The organism is Silanimonas sp., assembly GCF_044377035.1.
Classification (GTDB): Bacteria; Pseudomonadota; Gammaproteobacteria; order Xanthomonadales; family Xanthomonadaceae; genus Silanimonas.
Genome location: NZ_JBILJW010000009.1, coordinates 1 through 18245, shown reverse-complemented (window position 1 = coordinate 18245; position 18245 = coordinate 1). Strand labels below are relative to the sequence as shown.

Below are 18245 nucleotides of genomic sequence, written 5' to 3'. Positions count from 1 at the left end.
CTCAGTCGTACAGCACGCCCGGCAGCCACGTCGCCAACTCCGGCACGAACCAGAGGATGCCCAGCATCGCCAGCTGCAGGCCGATGAAGGGCACCACGCCGCGATAGATGGCCATCGTCTCGATGCTCGGCGGCGCGACGCCGCGCAGGTAGAACAACGCGAAGCCGAAGGGCGGCGTCAGGAAGCTCGTCTGCAGGTTCACGGCCATCATCACGCCCAGCCACACCGGGTCGACGCCGAGGGCGAACAGCACCGGGGCGACGATCGGCACGACGATGAACACGATCTCGATGAAGTCGAGAACGAAGCCCAGCAGGAACATCAGCAGCATCACCAGCAGCACCGCCCCGTTCGCCCCGCCCGGCAGGCCCGTCAGCAGTTCATGCACGAGGTCGTCGCCGCCGTAGCCGCGGAAGACCAGCGAGAACAGCGCCGCGCCGAACAGGATGGCGAAGACCATCGCGCTCACCTTGACCGTTTCGCGCGCGACTTCGTGCAGGCGCGCGAACGAGAGCCGCCCACGCATCGCGGCGAAGGCGCTGGCGCCCAGAGCGCCCACGGCCGCGGCTTCCGTCGGCGTGGCGAAGCCGCCGAGGATCGAGCCCAGCACCAGCACGATCAGGCCGAGCGCCGGCAGCACGTCGCGGGCCAGCTCGAACAGCGAGGGCCGCACGGCGTCGGGCAGCGCGGGCGCGCGCTCCGGGTGCCGCCAGGCCACCCACAGGGCGTAGCCGAGGTAGAGCACCACGAGGCCGAGGCCGGGCAGCAGCGCACCGGCGAAAAGATCGCCCACCGAAACGGTGTCCGGCGAGTAGTTGCCCGCGGCCAGCTGCGCGCGCTGGTAGGCGTTGCCGAGCTGGTCGCCCAGCAGCACCAGCACGATCGACGGCGGGATGATCTGGCCCAGCGTGCCTGAGGCGGCGATGGCACCCGTGGCGAGCTTCGGGTCGTAGCCAGCGCGCAGCATCACCGGCAGCGAGATCAGGCCCATGGTCACGACGGTGGCGCCGACGATGCCGGTGCTGGCCGCAAGGATCGCGCCGACCAGGATCACCGCCACGACGAGCCCGCCGCGACGCTGCCCGAACAGTGCGGCCACGCGGGTGAGCAGGGCTTCCGCGAGCTGGCTGCGTTCGAGCATCACGCCCATGTAGACGAACAGGGGCACGGCGAGCAGCGTCTGGCTGGTCATCGTGTCGATCAGGCGGTTCGGCAGCGCCTGCAGGAAACTCGGATCGAAATTGCCGAGCAGGGTGCCCAGCCCCGCGAGCAGCAGGGCCACGCCGCCGATGACGAAGGCCACCGGGAAGCCGCTGGCCAGGCCGGCGCACAGGCCCAGCATCAGCAGGACGAGCATCAGGATGTGCTGGTCGTGCAGGCTCATGCCGTCGCCTCCCCGGCCTTCGCCGCCGTGGCGCCCGCCTCGCCGCCAAGGGCGACGGGCAGCGCGCGCAGCGCTTCCGCGATGCCCTGCAGCGCCAGCAGCCCGGCGCCCACCGGCAGCAGTGTCTTCGCGAGATAGAGGCCGCCGAGGCCGCCGGTGCTGCCCGAGCGCTCGCCGATGCGCCAGCTCATGGCGACGTAGTCGAGGCTGAACCACACGAGTGCGGCGGAGAATGGCAGCAGCAGCAGCCCGATGCCCAGTAGCTCGATGCGGGCCACGGTGCGCGTCGACCAGCGCGAGGAGAACACGTCGATGCGCACGTGCGCGCGGTGCTTCAGCGCATAGCCGAGCCCGAGCATCACCATGCCGGCGTTGAGCCACAGCACGAGGTCCTGGAGCCTCACCGAGCCGACGCCGAGGCTGAAAGCCAGCACGAGGCCGGCCGTGAGCACGACCAGCGCCGTGGCTGCCAGCGCGGCGACGTGCCCGCAGACCTCGCTGGTCCCGTCGATGATCTTCTGGATTCTGCCCATGCGCCCTCCCGCGTGGCTCGCGACGCGCGAGGATCGCACCGTGGGCGAGGCCGATACAATCGCCGCCTCTGCCGAACCGGAGCCGTCCATGCCGCGCCTCGTCCTGATCGACGGCTCGTCCTACCTCTACCGCGCCTTCCATGCGCTGCCGCCGCTGACCGGCCCGGACGGCACGCCCACCGGTGCGCTGTTCGGCGTCGTGAACATGCTGCGTGCCACGTTGAAGGAGGGGCCGGAGCACGCCGCCTTTGTTCTCGACGCCTCCGGTCCGACTTTCCGCGAGGCGCTCGACCCGCAATACAAGGCGCACCGCCCTCCGATGCCCGACGACCTGCGCGCGCAGGTCGAACCGATGATCGCCATCGTCGAGGCGCTGGGGTTCCCGATCCTTCGCGTGCCCGGCGTCGAGGCCGACGACGTGATCGGCACGCTGGCGGTGCAGGGCGCTGCGCAGGGCATGGACGTCACCGTGTCCACCTCGGACAAGGACTTCGCCCAGCTGGTTCGCCCCGGAATCACGCTCACCAACACGATGAGCGGCTCGAAGCTCTCGAGCGATGCCGACGTCATCGAGAAGTTCGGCGTGCGCGCCGACCAGATCATCGACTACCTCTCGCTGATGGGCGACAGCGTCGACAACGTGCCCGGCGTCGACAAGTGCGGGCCGAAGACGGCGGCGAAGTGGCTGGCCGAGTACGGCACGCTCGAAGCCGTCATCGCGAGCGCCGACAAGGTGACGGGCAAGATCGGCGAGAACCTGCGCGCCGCGCTGCCGCGCCTGCCGCTGAACCGCCAGCTCGTGACCATCAAGACCGATGTCGAACTCGATCGCCGTCCGGCCGAGCTGCATCTGCGCGAGCGCCACGTCGATGCGCTGCGCGCGCTCTACCTGCAGTACGGCTTCAACGCCGCCGCGCGCGATCTGGATGGCGGAACGGGCGCTCCGGCATCGAGCGGAGCGGCGCGCAGTGCACCGCGGGGCTTCGGCGGTGGCGGTGATCCGACGCCGGCCGCGCCGATCGACCCGGCTTGGTCGGCAAAAGGCGAGGTGGAGTGCGTGCTCGACGAAGCGCAGCTCGCGCGCTGGGTCGAGGCGCTGCGCGCCGCGCCGCTCATCGCCTTCGACACCGAGACCGACGGCCTCGATCCGCAGCAGTGCCACCTCGTCGGCGTCAGCCTCTGCGTCGCTGTCGGCACGGCCTGCTACATCCCCATCGCGCACGCCTACGCCGGCGCGCCTCCGCAGCTGCCTTGGGCGATGGTTTGCGAGGCGCTCAAGCCGATCCTCGAGGATGCCGCCAAGCCGAAGCTCGGCCAGAACGGCAAGTTCGACATCGAAGTGCTGGCCCGCCACGGCATCGACGTGCAGGGCTACGCGGAGGACACGTTGCTGATGAGCTTCGTGCTCGACGCCGGCCTCAACCGCCACGACATGGACGCGCTGGCGGAGCGCCATCTGGGCTATACGACCATCAAGTACGAAACCGTCTGCGGCAAGGGTGCCAAGCAGATCACTTTCGACCAGGTGGACCTCGAACGCGCCACGGCCTACGCCGCCGAGGACGCCGACGTCACGCTGCGCCTGCACGCCGCGCTGTCGTCGCGCCTCGCCGCCGAGCCGGCCTTGGCCTCGGTCTACCGAGACATCGAGATGCCGCTGGTGCCGGTACTGGCGCGGATGGAGCGCAGCGGCGTGCGCATCGACGTCGCCGAACTGAAGCGCCAGAGCGCCGAGCACGCGAAGCGCCTGCATGCCATCGAGCAGGAAGCGCATGGCATCGCCGGCCGGCCCTTCAACCTCGACTCGCCCAAGCAGCTGCAGGCCCTGCTGTTCGACGAGCTCGGCCTGCCGGCACTGGTGAAGACGCCCACCGGCCAGCCCAGCACGAACGAAGAGGCGCTGGAGGCGATCGCCGACCAGCACGCGCTGCCGCGCCTCATCCTCGAGCATCGCGGCCTCGCCAAACTCAAGAGCACGTACACCGACAAGCTGCCCGAGAGCGTCAATCCGCTCACCGGCCGCGTGCATACGCGCTACAACCAGGCGGGCGCCGCGACGGGCCGTCTGTCGTCGAACGACCCGAACCTGCAGAACATCCCGATTCGCACGCCGGAAGGCCGGCAGATCCGCCGTGCCTTCGTGGCCCCCGAGGGCCGCGTGATCCTCGCCTGCGACTACTCGCAGATCGAGCTCCGCATCATGGCCCACCTCTCCGAGGACGCCGGCCTGCTGCGCGCCTTCGCCGAAGGCCTCGACGTGCACAAGGCCACCGCGGCAGAGGTGTTCGGCGTGACGCTGGCCGAGGTCAGCGGCGACCAGCGCCGTGCGGCCAAGGCCATCAACTTCGGCCTGATCTACGGCATGAGCGCCTTCGGCCTCGCGCGCCAGCTCGGCATCGACCGCGGCCAGGCGCAGGACTACATCGGCCTCTACTTCAGCCGCTATCCCGGCGTCCGCGCCTACATGGACCGCACCCGCGAACAGGCCAAGGAGAAGGGCTACGTCGAGACCGTGTTCGGCCGCCGCCTGCATCTCGCCGAGATCCGATCGCGCAACCAGGCTCAGCGCGCGGGTGCGGAACGCGCCGCCATCAACGCGCCGATGCAGGGCACCGCCGCCGACATCATCAAGCGCGCGATGGTCGCGGTGGATGCGTGGACGGTGCCGCGCGCCGACCGCATCGCGATGCTGATGCAGGTGCACGACGAACTGGTGTTCGAAGTGGAGGCCGGCTTCGTCGACGAGGCCAAGGCCGAGATCCTGCAACGCATGGAGGCCGCGGCCACCCTGCGCGTGCCGCTGCTCGTCGAGGCCGGCGTGGGCGCCAGTTGGGACGAGGCACACTGACTTTACGGTTCCATCACGGCGGACTAGCGACTCCGTCACGCTTCGACGACAAAGCGGTGAATCCCTCCTGAATCCTTGCGGAAAAGAGCGCGCGAGTTCACGAACTTCTCAGTGCCCGGGTGGTCAGATGTCACGCAACGGATGCAATGTCCGTTGCCGTGGAATCGATCCCTCCCCTGGTCGACCCACACCGAAGCGGCGGGCCTCCCCTCTCGTCGCTTCACCAGCCCCGCGAGTCTCCCCTGGCTCGCGGGGTTTTTATTTTCCGATCCCGGCGGCTTGTGGCATAAGGCCGCATGACCGCGATCGACGCTCCCTACGACCTCGCCGTGATCGGCGGCGGGCCCGCTGGCGTCGCGACGGTACTGGCCGCTCGCGCGCGGCAGCCGCACTGGCGGCTGCTCTGGTGCCGTGGACCGGAGGCGCCGGCGCGCGCCTTCCTTCCAGCCTATGGCGCGAACAGCCTCCTGCATCGCTTGAACGTCCCCGTGGAGCGCATGGGCCTCGACGCCGAAGCGCCGGTCGACTTCTTCGATTGGCTGCGTCAAGAGCATCCAGATCGCGGCGTCGAGCCCGGCCAGTTCGTGCCGCGGCGCTGGTTTGGTGAGTTCCTCCAGGCCCGGCTGGAAGACGTCGACGTGACGTCCTGCTTTGGCGCTGTGCGCAGCCTCCGCAACGAGGCGTGCGCCTGGCGGATCGACACTGGCCACGACAGGCCGGGTGGGCCAGCCGTTCCGCACACTGCCCTGCGTGTGGCGCTGTGCCTCGGTATGCCGACAGGCCTGCCGATGGCGCATGCCCCGACGCATTGGATCGCCGACCCGTGGGCGTGGTGGCGGGCGCTTCCGGCGCAGGGCGTGCCGGTCGGCGATGCCGAGACGGTGCTGGTGGTCGGCAGCGGGTTGACGGCGGTCGACATGGTGCTGGGCTTGCGCGAGCGTGGCTTCCGCGGACGGATCCGCGTGGTGTCGCCGGGTGGTCGCTGGTCGCAGGCGCATGCCCCGGCCGCGCCGCTGGCGCCCGCCGTGCGCGAAGCCCTCGACGAGGCCCTCGACGAGGCCGCCACGGCCCGGCAGGTGCTGGGCGTACTCCGCGAATTCGCGGCGCGGCATCCGTGGCGCGCCGTCATCGATGCGCTGCGCGCCGACACCAATGCGCGCTGGGCCGGCCTTGCGCCGGACGAGCAGCGGCGCGTGCTGCGCCACGCCTTCGGCGTCTGGAACCGCCACCGCCACCGCATGGCCCCTGACGTGTGCGCGGCGCTCGACGCTGACACCGCGCTCTCGTTGGAGCCCGGCCGCATCGGCGTCGATAGCGAAGGTCGCATCGTCAAGCGCGATCGTTCCGGTGGAACCGTGCTGGATGTCGCGCTCGCGCTGGATTGCCGCGGCCCCGGCTTCCGCGCCGCGCTCGCGGGCGATTCACTGCTCGCTCGCTTGGTGCGCGATGGCGTGCTCGAGGCGCATCCGCTCGGCACCGGCGTGCGCTCGCCTGCCGATCCGAGCCTCGCGTTGGTTGGCGCCGCGCGCTTCGGCGAGCGCTTCGAGACCAGCGCCGTGCCGGAACTGCGGCAGCAGGCGGTGGACGTGGTGCGGCGGTGGATGCCCTAGCTAGGCTCGAGGCGGCCCATGGCCGCCACGCTCAGGCCCCGCATCGTGGCATCCCCTCGCTGAGCCACTCCCGCGGCACCAGATACTCCGCCAGCCTTGCCTCGTCGCTGCCCGCTTCCGGCACGTAGCCGTACTCGAAGCGCACGCGCGGCGGCAGGCTCATCAGGATGCTCTCGGTACGGCCGCCGCTCTGCAGGCCGAACAGCGTGCCGCGGTCCCACACCAGGTTGAACTCGACGTAGCGGCCGCGGCGGTAGAGCTGGAATTCGCGCTCGCGTTCGCCGTAGGGCGTGGCCTTGCGCTTCGCGACGATGGGTACGTAGGCCTCGAGGTAGCCGTCGCCGACGGCGCGCTGGTAGGCGAAGCTGCGTTCGAAGCCGTCGGCGTGCAGGTCGTCGAAGAACAGCCCGCCCACGCCGCGGCACTCGTTGCGGTGCTTGAGGAAGAAGTACTTGTCGCACCAGGCCTTGTGCTCGGCGTAGCGCGTGGCGCCGAAGGGCGCGCAGAGGGCGCGGGCGACGCCGTGCCAATGCCGCACGTCCTCGTCGACGGGATACAACGGCGTCAGGTCGAAGCCGCCGCCGAACCACCAGATGGGGTCGCGGCCTTCGGGGCGGGCCTCGAAGTAGCGCACGTTGGCGTGCGAGGTCGGCACGTACGGATTGCGCGGGTGGATCACTAGCGAGACGCCGACCGCTCGCCATGGCGCGCCGGCGAGTTCGGGGCGGTGCGCCGTGGCCGAGGCGGGCAGGGTAGTTCCGCTCACGTCGGAAAAGCCGACGCCCGCCTGCTCGAACACCGCGCCTTCCTTCATCACCCGCGAGCGGCCACCGCCGCCTTCCGTCCGCGCCCAAGCGTCCTCGGCAAAGCGGCCCTCGCCGTCCTCGGCCTCGAGCCCCGCGCAGATGCGGTCCTGCAGGCCCATCAGGTAGTCGCGGACGGCGGTGAAGTTCGGGCTGGGGGCGCTCATGCGGGTCCTCGGAGGCATCGATGGCGCGCAGTCTAGCGGCCCCTGCCGTCGAGCCCCCTTGCGCGGGGTCAAGGGGGCTGCGCCGCTATACTTCGCGGCCTTCCGAATCGCCCCGATCCGCCTTGCGCGTTTCCGACCGCCCCGACAACGCTCCCCTGCTCGACTTCGACTTCGTCGATGCCGCCCTGCCGTGGCGCAGCGGCTGCTCGTGGCTCGGCGGCGCGCGGCGCGAGGCGTGGATGTCGGACCGGCCGCTGGAGGCGGGTTCGATCGGTGCGGGCGTGCTGCGACGATCCGCCGGCGCGTGGGCGGTGTTGGGCCTGCACCGGCCGATGGCCGGCGGCGACGTGGCGGCGGAGTCGGAAGCCGCCTACCGCGACCTGCTCGCCGCCGCGCGCCCCAGCGCGCATCCCTTCCTGATCCGCATCTGGAACTACTTCGGCGCCATCAATGCCGGCGACGGTGACAGCGAGCGCTACCGGCGGTTCTGCGTCGGGCGCAACGCGGCCGTGGATGCGATGTTCCGTGATCCGCCGCCGGCGGCCACCGCCATCGGAGCGCCTGATCCCGGCGCACCGCTCAGCGTCGTCGCGCTGTGCAGCGCGCAGCCCGCCATCGCGCTGGAGAATCCGCGGCAGACGCCGGCCTGGCAGTACCCGCGCGAATACGGCCCGGTGCCGCCGGGCTTCTCGCGCGGCGCCGTGCTGTGCGACGGCGACGGCGCCACGCTGCTGGCGTCCGGCACGGCGAGCATCGTCGGCCATGTCTCGCTGCACGCGGGGGATGTCGTGGCCCAGCTCGACGAGAGCCTCGCGAACCTGCACGTGCTGCTCGACGAGGGCTCGCAGCGCAGCGGCGAGCGCTTCCGCATGGAGGGCCTGCAGGCCCTGCGCGTCTACGTGCGCGAGGCCGCCGCGCTGCCGGCCGTGCAGGAGCGCCTCGAGGCCGCGGGCCTGCCACTGGCCCGCGTCGCCTTCCTGCAGGGTGATGTCTGCCGCCGCGAGCTCGATGTCGAACTCGAGGGCGTGTTCGCCGGGAGCTAGCGGGGAAGGCACCGCCGCTCGAGGCGCTGCTCGCCCCAGGCGGCAACGGGCACGAGAAGCGCGACCAGTGCCGCACCGTCGGTGGTGATCAGGTAGAGCGTTCCCGTGCCGCCGTCGTCGGGCGCAGCCGTGATGAGCCCATCGGACATCAGGGCGCGCAGTTGGGTGGACAACACCTCGCGGGAGACCCGACCCAGCGACGCCTTCAGCCTGCTGAAGCTCGCGGGCCCCTGGCCCAACGCGTAGAGGATCCGCGCCTTCCACTTGCCCCCGACGAGGGAGAGCACTTCCTCCAGAGGACAGGGGTCCAGCGGCGGCCGCTTCTTCGTGTAGGGCTTTCGCATCGAGTCAGAACATTCTGTCGTCGCCCCGGGGGCATGCAATGCCTAGGATCGCCGCCTGCCCGCAGACCGGACAAGACGCTCGTGACCCCCATCGCCATCATCACCGGTTCGCCGCTGGTCGATACGCTGCTCGAACCGCACGCTGCCCTGATCGGCAGCGACCTGCCCGGGTACCGGAACCACATCCTTCGGGTGCTGACCTACACCAACCACTTCCTCGGCGGGGACGAGGCCCACCGCACCACCATCGAAGCCGCCTTGGCCTTCCATGACATCGGACTGTGGGTGGCCAAAGACCTCGCCTATCTGGCGCCCTCCGAGCATTTGGCGACGCAGACGGTCCGCCAGCGGCAGCTGGCAGTGGATGTGGATCTGATGGTCGCGTTGATCCACTGGCACCACAAGCTGACGCCCTACTGTGGGCCGAACGCGAGGGTGGTCAATGCCTTGCGCAAGGCGGACTGGGTGGATGCCACCCAAGGACGACTGCGCAAGGGTCTGGGCGCGGAACAGCTCCGTGCAGTGGAGGCTGCATTGCCCGACCTTGGCTTCCACGATGCACTGATGCGACTGGCCGGCGACCTGAGCGGTGGCCGGCGATGGCTTGGCTTGTTGAGGGTCTTGCGGGGCGTCTACAGGCCGTAAAGCGCCCCGTTGTCTCAAGTCCCCTGGCGTGACCGGCGTGCCTTCAGCTCGCGGGCCAGCACGATCAGCAGCGTGATCACCGTGAGCGGCACCACGAACCACATCATCGCCTGGCTGAACACCGGCAGGGCGTCATGCTCGGTGGCGGCGAAAACGAGGTACACGGTGTAGGCAACGTAGTAGCCGAGGAACAGGGCGCCTTCCCAGCGCTGGATCGTGTAGCCGACGAAGAAGATCGGCAGGCAGGCCACGGCCACCGCCATCATCACCGGGTAGTCGAAGTTGAGCGCCGCCTGCGAGACCGGCAGGCCGCCCGGGGCGACCATCGCGGTGAGGCCGAGCACGGCGAGGATGTTGAAGATGTTGCTGCCGACGACGTTGCCCACCGCGATGTCGCGTTGGCCGCGGATGGCCGCGGTGACCGAGGTCGCCACTTCCGGCATCGAGGTGCCGGCGGCGACGATGGTCAGGCCGATCACGAGTTCGCTCACGCCCATGGCGGTGGCGATGGTGATGGCCGCGCTCACCAGCCACTGCGAGCCGAGCACCAGCAGCACCAGTCCGACGGCGATGAGACCGAGGTTCATCCCCGTCCGGTCGGCGCCCTCGACGGCTTCGCCGGTTTCGCCGCTGGCCTTGCCCATGCGGATGGCAAGGATCGTGTAGCCGATGACGCCGACGAAGAGAATGGCGCCTTCCCAGAAGGCGATGCGGCCGTCCATCGACAGCAGGAAGGCCAGCACCGACACACCGATCATCAGCGGCACGTCGAGCTTCACCAGCTGCTTGCTGACCACCAGCGGCGTGATCAGCGCCGACAGGCCGAGGATGAACAGGACGTTGAAGATGTTGCTGCCGACCACGTTGCCGACGGCGATGTCGGCTTCGCCCTTCCAGGCGGATGACACCGAAATGGCCATCTCCGGCGAGCTGGTGCCGAAGGCGACGACGGTGAGGCCGATCACCAGCGGCGAGATGCCGAAGCCCGCGGCGACGCGCGAGGCGCCCTTGACGAGCATTTCGGCACCGACGATCAGCAGGGCGAGACCGGCGAGGAGGGTGAGGGCGGTGATCATGGCTTCAAGGTCTCGTCCATCAATTCAAGGATGCGGCGGTACTGGTCGTACCAGCTTTCCGGCTGCACGTAGCCGTGGCGCTCCAGCGGGTAGCTCGCGAGCTCCCAGCCCGGCTTCTTCAGCTCGATCAGGCGCTGCGCGAGGCGCACCGAATCCTGGAAGAACACGTTGTCGTCGATCATGCCGTGGGCGATCAGCAGGCGGCCTTGCAGGTGTTCCGCGTGCTCGATCGGCGAGCTGTCGATGTAGACCTGCGGGCCCAGCTCCGGGGTGTCGAGGATGTTGCTGGTGTACTCGTGGTTGTAGTGGCGCCAGTCGGTGACCGGGCGCAGCGCCGCGCCGGCGTGGAACACGCCGGGCGCCTTGAACATCGCCATCAGGCTCATGAAGCCGCCGTAGCTGCCGCCGTAGATGCCCACCCGCGCGCGATCCGCCTGATGGTTGGCGACGAGGTAGTCGATGCCGTCCTTGTAGTCCTGCAGCTCCGGCGTGCCCATCTGGCGGTAGATCGCCGTGCGCCAGTCGCGGCCGTAGCCTTCCGAGGCGCGGAAATCGAGGTCGAGGACGATGTAGCCGCGGTCGGTGAGCAGCTGGTGGAACATCTGCTCGCGGAAGTACACGGGATAGCGGGCGAAGACGTTCTGCAGGTAGCCGGCGCCGTGCACGAACATCACCACCGGATACTGCTTGCCGGGCTCCATCGTGGTGGGCGTGTAGAGCTTGCCCCAGACGGTGCCCGCGCCGTCGCTGCTCGGCACCTGAACGAAGCGCGGCGCGCGCCACGGCATGGCCTTGAAGGCCGCCGCGCGCGTGTCGGTGAGCTTGCGCACGTCACCGCCATCGATGCCGACCACGGCCGCCTGCGGCGGCGTGAACGAGGCCGACCAGCGCAGCGCGATCTTCGATCCGTCGGGCGACAGGGCGAAGTCCTCCACGCCATCGAGCGACGTGAGCTCGCGCACTTCGCCGCCGGCCACCGGCACGCGGCACAGTTCGTAGTCACCCGGCCATGCGCGGTTGCAGACGAAGACGAAGCTGGCGGCATCGGCCGTGAGGACGGGCGACGAGGCTTCCCAGCGGCCGCTGGTCAGCGCCTTCGCGCGACGACCGTCCTGCACGTAGAGGTGCGAGTAGCCGGATTCCTCCGAGAGCCACCACGCCCGGCCATCGGGCAGCACGCCGAAGTCGTTGAAGTTCCAGTTGATCCACGCGGCGTCCGTCAGGCGATGCACCGTCGAGAGCGTCGCCGTGTCGCGGTCGATGCGGACGATCCAGCGATCCTTGTTGTCGACGCTGCGCAGCATGGCCAGCGGCGTGCCGTCCGGGGCGAAACGCGCGTCCATCAGGCGCACGGCGCGCAGGCCCTCGAGCGCGGGCTGCTCGTGTTCCTTCTTCAGCGCGGCGAGCGGGTCGACGTCGATGCCGGGCAGGGCCTTGAGGTCGAGGTCGGTGACCGTGCCGTCGGCGAGGTCGACGAGCTTGAAGGTCTGCGCGATGGGGGCGTTCCGACCCACGCGCGTGCGCACGTCCTCGGCGTCCTCGAAGCCATCCTCGTTGACGTAGCGCGGCATCTTGCCGCCGCGCCCGGCATCGGCGCCCTTCGGCTCCAGCGCCACCAGCAGGTGGCGGCCATCGGTGGAGAGGCTGCTCGCGGCGATGGTCACGTCGTCGCCGAAAAAGACCGGTGCGGCCACGCGCGTGCGGTCGCCGTCGCGCTGCGCCTTGGCCTCGGCTGCCAGGGCGTCGCGATCGGCGCGCTGGCGGGCGAGGGTGTCGATCAGTCGCAGCTCGGCATCGCGCAGCACGTCGGGCTTCGGCGCCGCCTGCGGGTCCTTCTCGGCCTTCAGCACGGCGACGGTGCGCTCGCGCTGCGCGGCGAAATCGTAGGCGCGCCATTCGTCGCCGACGCGGTAGAACACCGCGTTGCCGTCGGCGGCGAAACGCAGGTCGGCTTCGTCGGCGGCGCTCTGCGTGAGCTGCTGGCGCTGGCCGGTGGCGAGCGTCACCACGAAGACATCGCCGTTGCGCAGCGTCGCCATGCGCGTGCGGCGGGCGTCGAAGACCGGGGCAGCGGCGTCGGCTTCCGCGGCATCGGCCGGTGCCAGCTTCACCGCGTCGCCGCCGGCCGCAGGCTGGCGGAACACGTCGCGCACCGGCGAGCCGGTGCGCTTTAGCGTGTAGGCCACGTGCTGCGAATCGGCGCTCCACCACAGCTGCTCCACCGGCGGGCCGATCCAGTCCGGGTGCGACATCGCGAGGTCCAGCGTCAGCGGGGCGGGCGTGGGCTCGGCATGGGCGGGCAGGGCGACGGCCAGCGTCGACGCAAGCAGGGCAAGGCCGCGCATCGGGCGGGGCAGGGGCTTCGGCACGAGGCTCTCCATCGGGAAACGAGGGCGCGAGCCTAGCAGGGCCCCGCGCGCAGGCTGCGCGACGGCGCGCTGGTCACTGTGGCCGCCAGCGGCCACAATCGCCGCATTCCCAAGATTTGGCGCATTGCGCCGCCGCTCAATGCAGGCCTACGTCTACAAATCCCTCCGCAAGGCCGAGACCTTCGTCTACCTGCGTGAGCGCGACGCCTTCGGCCTGCTGCCCGAGGTGCTGCGCACCCAGCTCGGCGAACTGCGCTTCGTGCTCGACGTGGCGCTGACGCCGGAGCGCCAGCTGGCCCGCGAGGATGCCGCCGTGGTGCGTGCGAACCTCGCCGGGCAGGGCTTCCACATCCAATTCCCGCCGCCGCCCACCGACGGGAGCGCGGATGACTGATCCGCGGTCGACGCTGCAGCGCAGCCTCGCCCTTCCGCTGCTGCTCGTCGGCTTGGGGCTGGCCGTGTTGCCGGCGCTCTGGCCGGTCGGTGCGATGGCCGTGCTCGGGCCGTGGCTGGCCCAGCCCGCGTTGGCCCTCGGCATGGCTCTGCTGTCGCCGGCCCCGGAGTCCCCGGCGCTGCGCGTGTGGTGGCGCGACGCGATCACCCTAGCCGTGCTGTGGGGCGCCACGTTCGCCCTGCTGGGCCTCGGCTTCGCTTGGCCTTGGAGCAGCCTGCTCGAAACCGGCAGCCTTGCCGCCGCGCTGGGGCTGGGCGCGGTCGTGGGACTCGCGTGGACCGTGCTGTGGCGGCAATGGACCTTGTTCGCCATGGCCGCCCGCCAGGGCGGCGGCTTGGCCACACTCGCCGCCGCGGTGCCCGGGACCTGGTCGCTGCATCGGGGGCTGGCACTGGCCTTCGCGGTGCTCGCGGCCACGGTCGGGGCGTGGCTGATGGTGTGGCCGCCGCCGCGCCTGCTCTCCATCTGGTGGCTGGCGGTGCCCTATGCCGTCGGCCTGCTGGCGGTGCACGCCGCCCTCCAGCGTTCGGGCCATGCGCCCGAAGCACCGCCGCTGCCGCCGGAGCCTGTCGCTCCTCGGGTGCTCGAAGCCGAGGAAGACGACGAACCCGCTTCGCCGGCTGTCGGCGACGTGTACGCCCATGCCCGCGCCGGCCGCATCGATGCCGTGATCGAAGCGCTCGATGCGGGCGCCGACCCGGACGCCCTGCCGGAGCCCGGTGCGCCCGACCAGCGCAGCCTGCCGATGCTCGCGGCCCTGCTGCCCGACCTTCGCCTGCTGCGTGAGCTGATCGTCCGCGGCGCCGACCTCAACCAGGAGCACGCCGGGCTGACCCCGCTGCTCGCGGCGACGCGCGATTCCTGGCACGGTCGCATCGACGCCGTGACCATGCTGCTCGCCAACGGCGCCGACCCGCGACGCGCCGACCGCGACGGCAACACGCCCCTGCACCACGCAGCGCGCAGCACCGATCCGGCGATCGCGGCCCAGTTGCTCGATGCCGGCGCCGACCTGCACGCCCTCAACGGCGAAGCGCAGCCGCCTCTCGCGTTGGCCCTCGCCTCGGGCAACTGGCGCGTCGCGCGCTTCCTGCTCGAACGCGGCGCCAAGCCGGAATCCCCCGGTGCACAGCCGACCCTGCTCGCGGCCGCGGGTGGCGAAGACGACGATCCCGCCGGCGTGCAATTGCTGCTCAAGCACAAGGCGAAGGTCGATTCGCGCGATGCCCGCGGCCGTACCGCGCTGCTCGAAGCGCTCGCCGCCGGCCACGCCGCAATCGCGCAGGTGCTGATCGACGCCGGCGCCTCGGTGGACGCCGCCGACGACGAAGGACGCACCGCCCTGCTGGAAGCCGCGCGTTCGCCGAACCCGGCGCTGTTGCCGCTGGTGCTCGCCCGCCATCCCGACCCGGCGGCCCGCGACGTCGGCGGGCGCAATGCCTTGGCCCTGGCCTGCGAGGCCGGTGTCGAGCCGGAGCGCCTGCGCGCCCTGCTGGCCCTCGGCATCGATCGCGAGGCGCGCGACGCCGCGGGCCGTCGTCCGGTCGACCATGCCGTTGGTGGAGGACGCTGGGCGCTCGTCGCCGTGCTCGATCCCGATTACCCGCTGCCGGGCGACCTCGACGAGGTGGCGTCGGGCATCGCGCTCAAGCCGGCCCGCGAGCGCCTCCGCGACGCGCTGCGGGCCCGCGATTTCCGCGCCGCGCAGGACGTGCTCGGCGCGGAGGACGCGCCGGGCCGCGTGGCGATTTCGATGCTGCTGCTGGAGTTCGCCGACGCCGCCGGCATCGACGTCTTCGAATGGTTGCTCGAGCACGGCGCGCATTCCGACGATCGCGTGTCCGGCATGGACAGCGTCGGCCTGCTGCTGCTGGATCGCGGCCTCGATGCCGAACTCGGTCTGCGCGCGCTGCTGGCACAGGGCCAAACCCCGCAAGGCGTGGGCGCGGTGGCGCGCTGGTTGGCTGCGAACCCGCGCGAACCATCGCGCGCCGCCGCCATCGGCCTGGGGCTGCTCGAACGGGGCGTCGACCCCTTCGGTTCCGCACCGAACGGGGACAGCGCCATCGGCCTCGCCGCGCAGTTGCCCTGCCTGCCCATGCTCGATGCGCTGCTTCAGCGGGGCGTCGACCCGGCGCAGCGCGATGCACGCGGACACACGCCGCTCCATCTGGCCGTCGCCCGTGGCCACGAAGCCGTGATCAAGCGCCTCGTCCGCCACGGCGCACCCGCCGATGCGCGTGCCGCCGACGGCCAGACGCCGCACGGCGCGGCCCTGGCCCGTGGCCGCCGCGACCTCGCCGAATGGCTGGACTGGGGCCCCTGGAAACTGCCGGGACGCGCGCTGCAGCCGGGGGATCTCCCGGCCGCGGCGATGGCCGGCGATCTCGGCGCCGTCGTCCGACTCGTCGCGCTGGGGCTCGCGGTGGATGGCGTGGATGCACAGGGCTGCACGGCCCTGCTGCGGGCTGCCGGCGGCGGCCACCTCGCCATCGTCGACCATCTGCTCGGGCTGCATGCCGACACCTCCATCGCGGCGCGCACCGGCGCCACGCCGCTGTCGGCGGCGATCAGCATGCGCCACGCCAACGTCGTCGATCGCCTGCTGGCGGCGGGTGCCGACCCCGAGCAGGCGATGCCCGGCGGCGTCACGCCGCTGATGTTGGCCTCCGCGCTTGGCCTCCCGGACCTCGTTTCGCGCCTGCTGCGCGCCGGTGCCGATGTCGCCGCGCGCGACGCCCAGGGGCTGACGCCGCTGCACTGCGCTGCGCTGTTCACCTTCAATTCGCGCGAGCGTGCGCGCGTCCTGGCGCTGTTCGACGCGCTGCTCCTGGCCGATGCCGACGCCGAAGCGACGAGTGCCTCCGAGCAGACCCCGACGCTGCTGCTGCTCGGCGCGCGCGCCGAGGCCGGTGCCAGCGTCGACGAGGATGTGCTGTTTGCCGCGCTCGACCGCCTGCTCAGCGAAGGCGTGTCCTTGGCCCACGTCGAGCACCGCGGCCTCACCGTCCTGCACCTCGCGGCGCTGCACGGCCTCGGCCGCATCGTCGAGCGGCTGCTGCGCGAAGGCGCCCAGCCCGCGGCCCGCGACCGTCTCGGCCGCACCCCGCACGATCTCGCCCTGATCCGCGGCTTCGTCGACATCGCCGCGCTGTTCCAGTCGGTGCGCCACGTGGAAGCGAAACCTGTGGCTGACGTCGGTGCCAGCACCTCCGACGCCGCGAATTCGGCATCGTCGCCGGCTGTGCCATCGACGCCCACCGCTTCGGGCGTGTTGCCGTCGCTCGCGCGACTGCTGAAGCCGCGGGATCCCTGACACAACGGCGGGCTGCTCCCCCGCACTAGGCTGGTGCCGTTGCGACCCGCGCGGTGGCGTGGCACGGTGTGGCGGCGTACCCCCCTCGCAATGACAGGAGTCCCCCCATGCGAACGATGATCGCAACGGCCTGCGCGGCCGTCTTGATGTTGTCCTCTCCGATCGGCGCGTCGGCACCGGCGTCGACGCTGCCCACTGAGCAGCAGTACGCCATTCCCGATGGTCCGCGACAGGTGCAGCGCTTTGAGATTTCGACGCGTGGCACCCTAGTGGTCGAGCCGGATGGCCGCGTTACGGAAGTCGAGCTCGACATGCCGGCGTCGACGCGCGAGATCTACCGCGCCGCGATGTCGACGTGGCGCTTCAAGCCCGTGGATGTCGACGGTCGCGTCGTGCGCGCCAAGGCACATTTCCTCCTCGATGCCACCGGGGAGCGCCTGCCAGGCAGTGACCAGGTGAAGCTCGGCATCGAAAACATCGTGTTCATCGATCCGCCCAGTCACGAAAGTGCAAACGGCGAGCGCGCGCCTCGCAATGATCTGCGCCCGCCGACCTATCCAATGACACCGGCGCGCGAAGGCTATGGCGCCAAGGTGATGCTGATGGTGCGCGTCGATGCCGAGGGCCACGTGGTCGGTGTAGGCGTGCACAGCCTCGCGCTCGCCGTCGACGACATCCAGCATCGCCTTCGTGCCATCGCCTTCGCCAGGCAGTTCGCTTCCGCCTCGATGCGCGCCGCGCGGGGCTGGAGGTTCCGCGACCCGGGAGTGATCGCCAGCGGCACCGCACTGGTGCCGGTTCAGTACACGCCACCAGGCCGCGCGCATTCGGGCTGGCAGCCGCGCATTCCGGTCGAGGTCACCCCGTTGCCGTGGATGACGATGTCGCTCGAAGGTGCCGTGGCCATGACGCCGCTGGGTGAAGCCGCTTCGTCGAGCTTCCAACTCCTCGACGACGTCGCCGGCACCTCGGTGAACTGAAGGCGCCGGGCGACAGGCCGGCGAAACGACGAAGGCCCCGCATCGCGGGGCCTTCGCTTTACTGCCTGCCGTTCGACGCGGCGTTCGCCGCGACGGTTCAGCGTTTCATGAAGTTGAAGAACTCGTCGTTCGACTTGGTGTTCTTCATCTTGTCGAGCAGGAACTCCATCGCCGCCAGTTCGTCCATCGGGTGCAGCAGCTTCCGGAGGATCCAGATCTTCTGCAGCATGTCCGGCTCGATCAGCAGCTCTTCGCGACGCGTGCCCGAGCGGTTGATGTTGATCGCCGGGTAGACGCGCTTCTCGGCGATGCGGCGGTCGAGGTGCACTTCGCAGTTGCCGGTGCCCTTGAACTCCTCGTAGATCACCTCGTCCATCTTCGAGCCCGTTTCCACGAGCGCGGTGGCGATGATCGTCAGCGAGCCGCCTTCCTCCACCTTGCGCGCCGCGCCGAAGAAGCGCTTCGGGCGGTGCAGGGCGTTGGCGTCGACGCCGCCGGTCAGCACCTTGCCGGAGCTCGGCACCACGGTGTTGTACGCGCGGGCGAGGCGGGTGATCGAGTCAAGCAGGATCACCACATCCTTCCTGTGCTCGACCAAGCGCTTGGCGCGCTCGATCACCATCTCGGCGACCTGCACGTGGCGCGCGGCGGGCTCGTCGAAGGTCGAGGAGAC

Annotated in this window: 14 protein-coding genes; 7 read left to right on the top strand and 7 right to left on the bottom strand. The window is 70.6% G+C overall.

The window, feature by feature from the left end:
- Nucleotide 1 precedes the first annotated feature (1 nt).
- Together ACIQ6S_RS06570 and ACIQ6S_RS06565 are read right to left on the bottom strand one after the other, a co-directional pair.
- Nucleotides 2–1384, bottom strand: a complete 1383-nt coding sequence (locus ACIQ6S_RS06570) for a TRAP transporter large permease subunit (protein ID WP_397607656.1) — start codon at nucleotides 1382–1384, stop codon at nucleotides 2–4.
- Nucleotides 1381–1917 carry a TRAP transporter small permease subunit gene (locus ACIQ6S_RS06565; protein WP_397607655.1) on the bottom strand — a complete coding sequence of 179 codons (537 nt, stop codon included), beginning with the start codon at nucleotides 1915–1917 and terminating at the stop codon, nucleotides 1381–1383. The genes ACIQ6S_RS06570 and ACIQ6S_RS06565 overlap by 4 nt, the downstream gene beginning before the upstream one ends.
- 88 nt (nucleotides 1918–2005) lie before the next feature.
- On the opposite strand from ACIQ6S_RS06565, the gene polA reads away from it, so the two are divergent.
- Together polA and ACIQ6S_RS06555 are read left to right on the top strand one after the other, a co-directional pair.
- Nucleotides 2006–4765, top strand: a complete 2760-nt coding sequence (gene polA / locus ACIQ6S_RS06560) for a DNA polymerase I (protein ID WP_397607744.1) — start codon at nucleotides 2006–2008, stop codon at nucleotides 4763–4765.
- A 296-nt stretch (nucleotides 4766–5061) separates the two neighbouring features.
- Complete coding sequence (locus ACIQ6S_RS06555; RefSeq protein WP_397607654.1) at nucleotides 5062–6375, top strand: FAD/NAD(P)-binding protein; 1314 nt, start codon at nucleotides 5062–5064, stop codon at nucleotides 6373–6375.
- A 31-nt stretch (nucleotides 6376–6406) separates the two neighbouring features.
- Here ACIQ6S_RS06555 and hemF read toward each other — a convergent pair whose 3' ends face one another.
- Nucleotides 6407–7345, bottom strand: coding sequence for an oxygen-dependent coproporphyrinogen oxidase (gene hemF, locus ACIQ6S_RS06550; RefSeq protein ID WP_397607653.1), 939 nt, complete (start codon nucleotides 7343–7345; stop codon nucleotides 6407–6409).
- A 122-nt stretch (nucleotides 7346–7467) separates the two neighbouring features.
- Between hemF and ACIQ6S_RS06545 the strand changes: the two genes are divergently transcribed.
- Entirely contained in the window at nucleotides 7468–8388 is a 921-nt protein-coding gene (locus ACIQ6S_RS06545) for a pteridine-dependent deoxygenase (RefSeq protein ID WP_397607652.1), read from the top strand.
- Here the strand turns inward: ACIQ6S_RS06545 and ACIQ6S_RS06540 are convergent.
- A complete protein-coding gene (locus ACIQ6S_RS06540) occupies nucleotides 8385–8732 on the bottom strand; it encodes a winged helix-turn-helix transcriptional regulator (protein WP_397607651.1) in 348 nt (115 codons plus the stop codon). The two genes, ACIQ6S_RS06545 and ACIQ6S_RS06540, sit on opposite strands and share 4 nt — an antisense overlap.
- Nucleotides 8733–8813: 81 nt before the next feature.
- Between ACIQ6S_RS06540 and ACIQ6S_RS06535 the strand changes: the two genes are divergently transcribed.
- Nucleotides 8814–9377, top strand: coding sequence for a hypothetical protein (locus ACIQ6S_RS06535; protein ID WP_397607650.1), 564 nt, complete (start codon nucleotides 8814–8816; stop codon nucleotides 9375–9377).
- Nucleotides 9378–9391: 14 nt separating this feature from the next.
- Here ACIQ6S_RS06535 and ACIQ6S_RS06530 read toward each other — a convergent pair whose 3' ends face one another.
- Both ACIQ6S_RS06530 and ACIQ6S_RS06525 read right to left on the bottom strand, forming a co-directional pair.
- Nucleotides 9392–10453 (bottom strand): calcium/sodium antiporter, encoded by a 1062-nt coding sequence (locus tag ACIQ6S_RS06530; RefSeq protein WP_397607649.1) that lies wholly within the window; start codon nucleotides 10451–10453, stop codon nucleotides 9392–9394.
- Nucleotides 10450–12798 (bottom strand): S9 family peptidase, encoded by a 2349-nt coding sequence (locus ACIQ6S_RS06525; RefSeq protein ID WP_397607743.1) that lies wholly within the window; start codon nucleotides 12796–12798, stop codon nucleotides 10450–10452. The genes ACIQ6S_RS06530 and ACIQ6S_RS06525 overlap by 4 nt, the downstream gene beginning before the upstream one ends.
- A 163-nt stretch (nucleotides 12799–12961) precedes the next feature.
- Here ACIQ6S_RS06525 and ACIQ6S_RS06520 point away from each other — a divergent pair, with 163 nt between their 5' ends.
- The 3 genes from ACIQ6S_RS06520 (at nucleotide 12962) to ACIQ6S_RS06510 (ending at nucleotide 17572) form a co-directional block, all read left to right on the top strand.
- A complete protein-coding gene (locus ACIQ6S_RS06520; protein WP_297865163.1) occupies nucleotides 12962–13216 on the top strand; it encodes a YcgL domain-containing protein in 255 nt (84 codons plus the stop codon).
- Nucleotides 13209–16592 (top strand): ankyrin repeat domain-containing protein, encoded by a 3384-nt coding sequence (locus ACIQ6S_RS06515; protein WP_397607648.1) that lies wholly within the window; start codon nucleotides 13209–13211, stop codon nucleotides 16590–16592. The genes ACIQ6S_RS06520 and ACIQ6S_RS06515 overlap by 8 nt, the downstream gene beginning before the upstream one ends.
- 107 nt (nucleotides 16593–16699) lie before the next feature.
- A complete protein-coding gene (locus ACIQ6S_RS06510) occupies nucleotides 16700–17572 on the top strand; it encodes a hypothetical protein (RefSeq protein ID WP_397607647.1) in 873 nt (290 codons plus the stop codon).
- A 97-nt stretch (nucleotides 17573–17669) separates the two neighbouring features.
- Here the strand turns inward: ACIQ6S_RS06510 and rho are convergent.
- Nucleotides 17670–18245: transcription termination factor Rho (rho, locus tag ACIQ6S_RS06505; RefSeq protein WP_397607646.1), on the bottom strand; the 576-nt coding region annotated here is incomplete at its 5' end.

What these genes read in the sequence shown, in the direction of transcription:
- ACIQ6S_RS06570 (WP_397607656.1), bottom strand. Translation starts at nt 1,384, where the DNA reads ATGAGCCTGCACGACCAGCACATCCTGATGCTCGTCCTGCTGATGCTG.
- ACIQ6S_RS06565 (WP_397607655.1), bottom strand. Translation starts at nt 1,917, where the DNA reads ATGGGCAGAATCCAGAAGATCATCGACGGGACCAGCGAGGTCTGCGGG.
- polA (WP_397607744.1), top strand. Translation starts at nt 2,006, where the DNA reads ATGCCGCGCCTCGTCCTGATCGACGGCTCGTCCTACCTCTACCGCGCC.
- ACIQ6S_RS06555 (WP_397607654.1), top strand. Translation starts at nt 5,062, where the DNA reads ATGACCGCGATCGACGCTCCCTACGACCTCGCCGTGATCGGCGGCGGG.
- hemF (WP_397607653.1), bottom strand. Translation starts at nt 7,345, where the DNA reads ATGAGCGCCCCCAGCCCGAACTTCACCGCCGTCCGCGACTACCTGATG.
- ACIQ6S_RS06540 (WP_397607651.1), bottom strand. Translation starts at nt 8,732, where the DNA reads ATGCGAAAGCCCTACACGAAGAAGCGGCCGCCGCTGGACCCCTGTCCT.
- ACIQ6S_RS06530 (WP_397607649.1), bottom strand. Translation starts at nt 10,453, where the DNA reads ATGATCACCGCCCTCACCCTCCTCGCCGGTCTCGCCCTGCTGATCGTC.
- ACIQ6S_RS06525 (WP_397607743.1), bottom strand. Translation starts at nt 12,798, where the DNA reads ATGCGCGGCCTTGCCCTGCTTGCGTCGACGCTGGCCGTCGCCCTGCCC.
- ACIQ6S_RS06520 (WP_297865163.1), top strand. Translation starts at nt 12,962, where the DNA reads ATGCAGGCCTACGTCTACAAATCCCTCCGCAAGGCCGAGACCTTCGTC.
- ACIQ6S_RS06515 (WP_397607648.1), top strand. Translation starts at nt 13,209, where the DNA reads ATGACTGATCCGCGGTCGACGCTGCAGCGCAGCCTCGCCCTTCCGCTG.
- ACIQ6S_RS06510 (WP_397607647.1), top strand. Translation starts at nt 16,700, where the DNA reads ATGCGAACGATGATCGCAACGGCCTGCGCGGCCGTCTTGATGTTGTCC.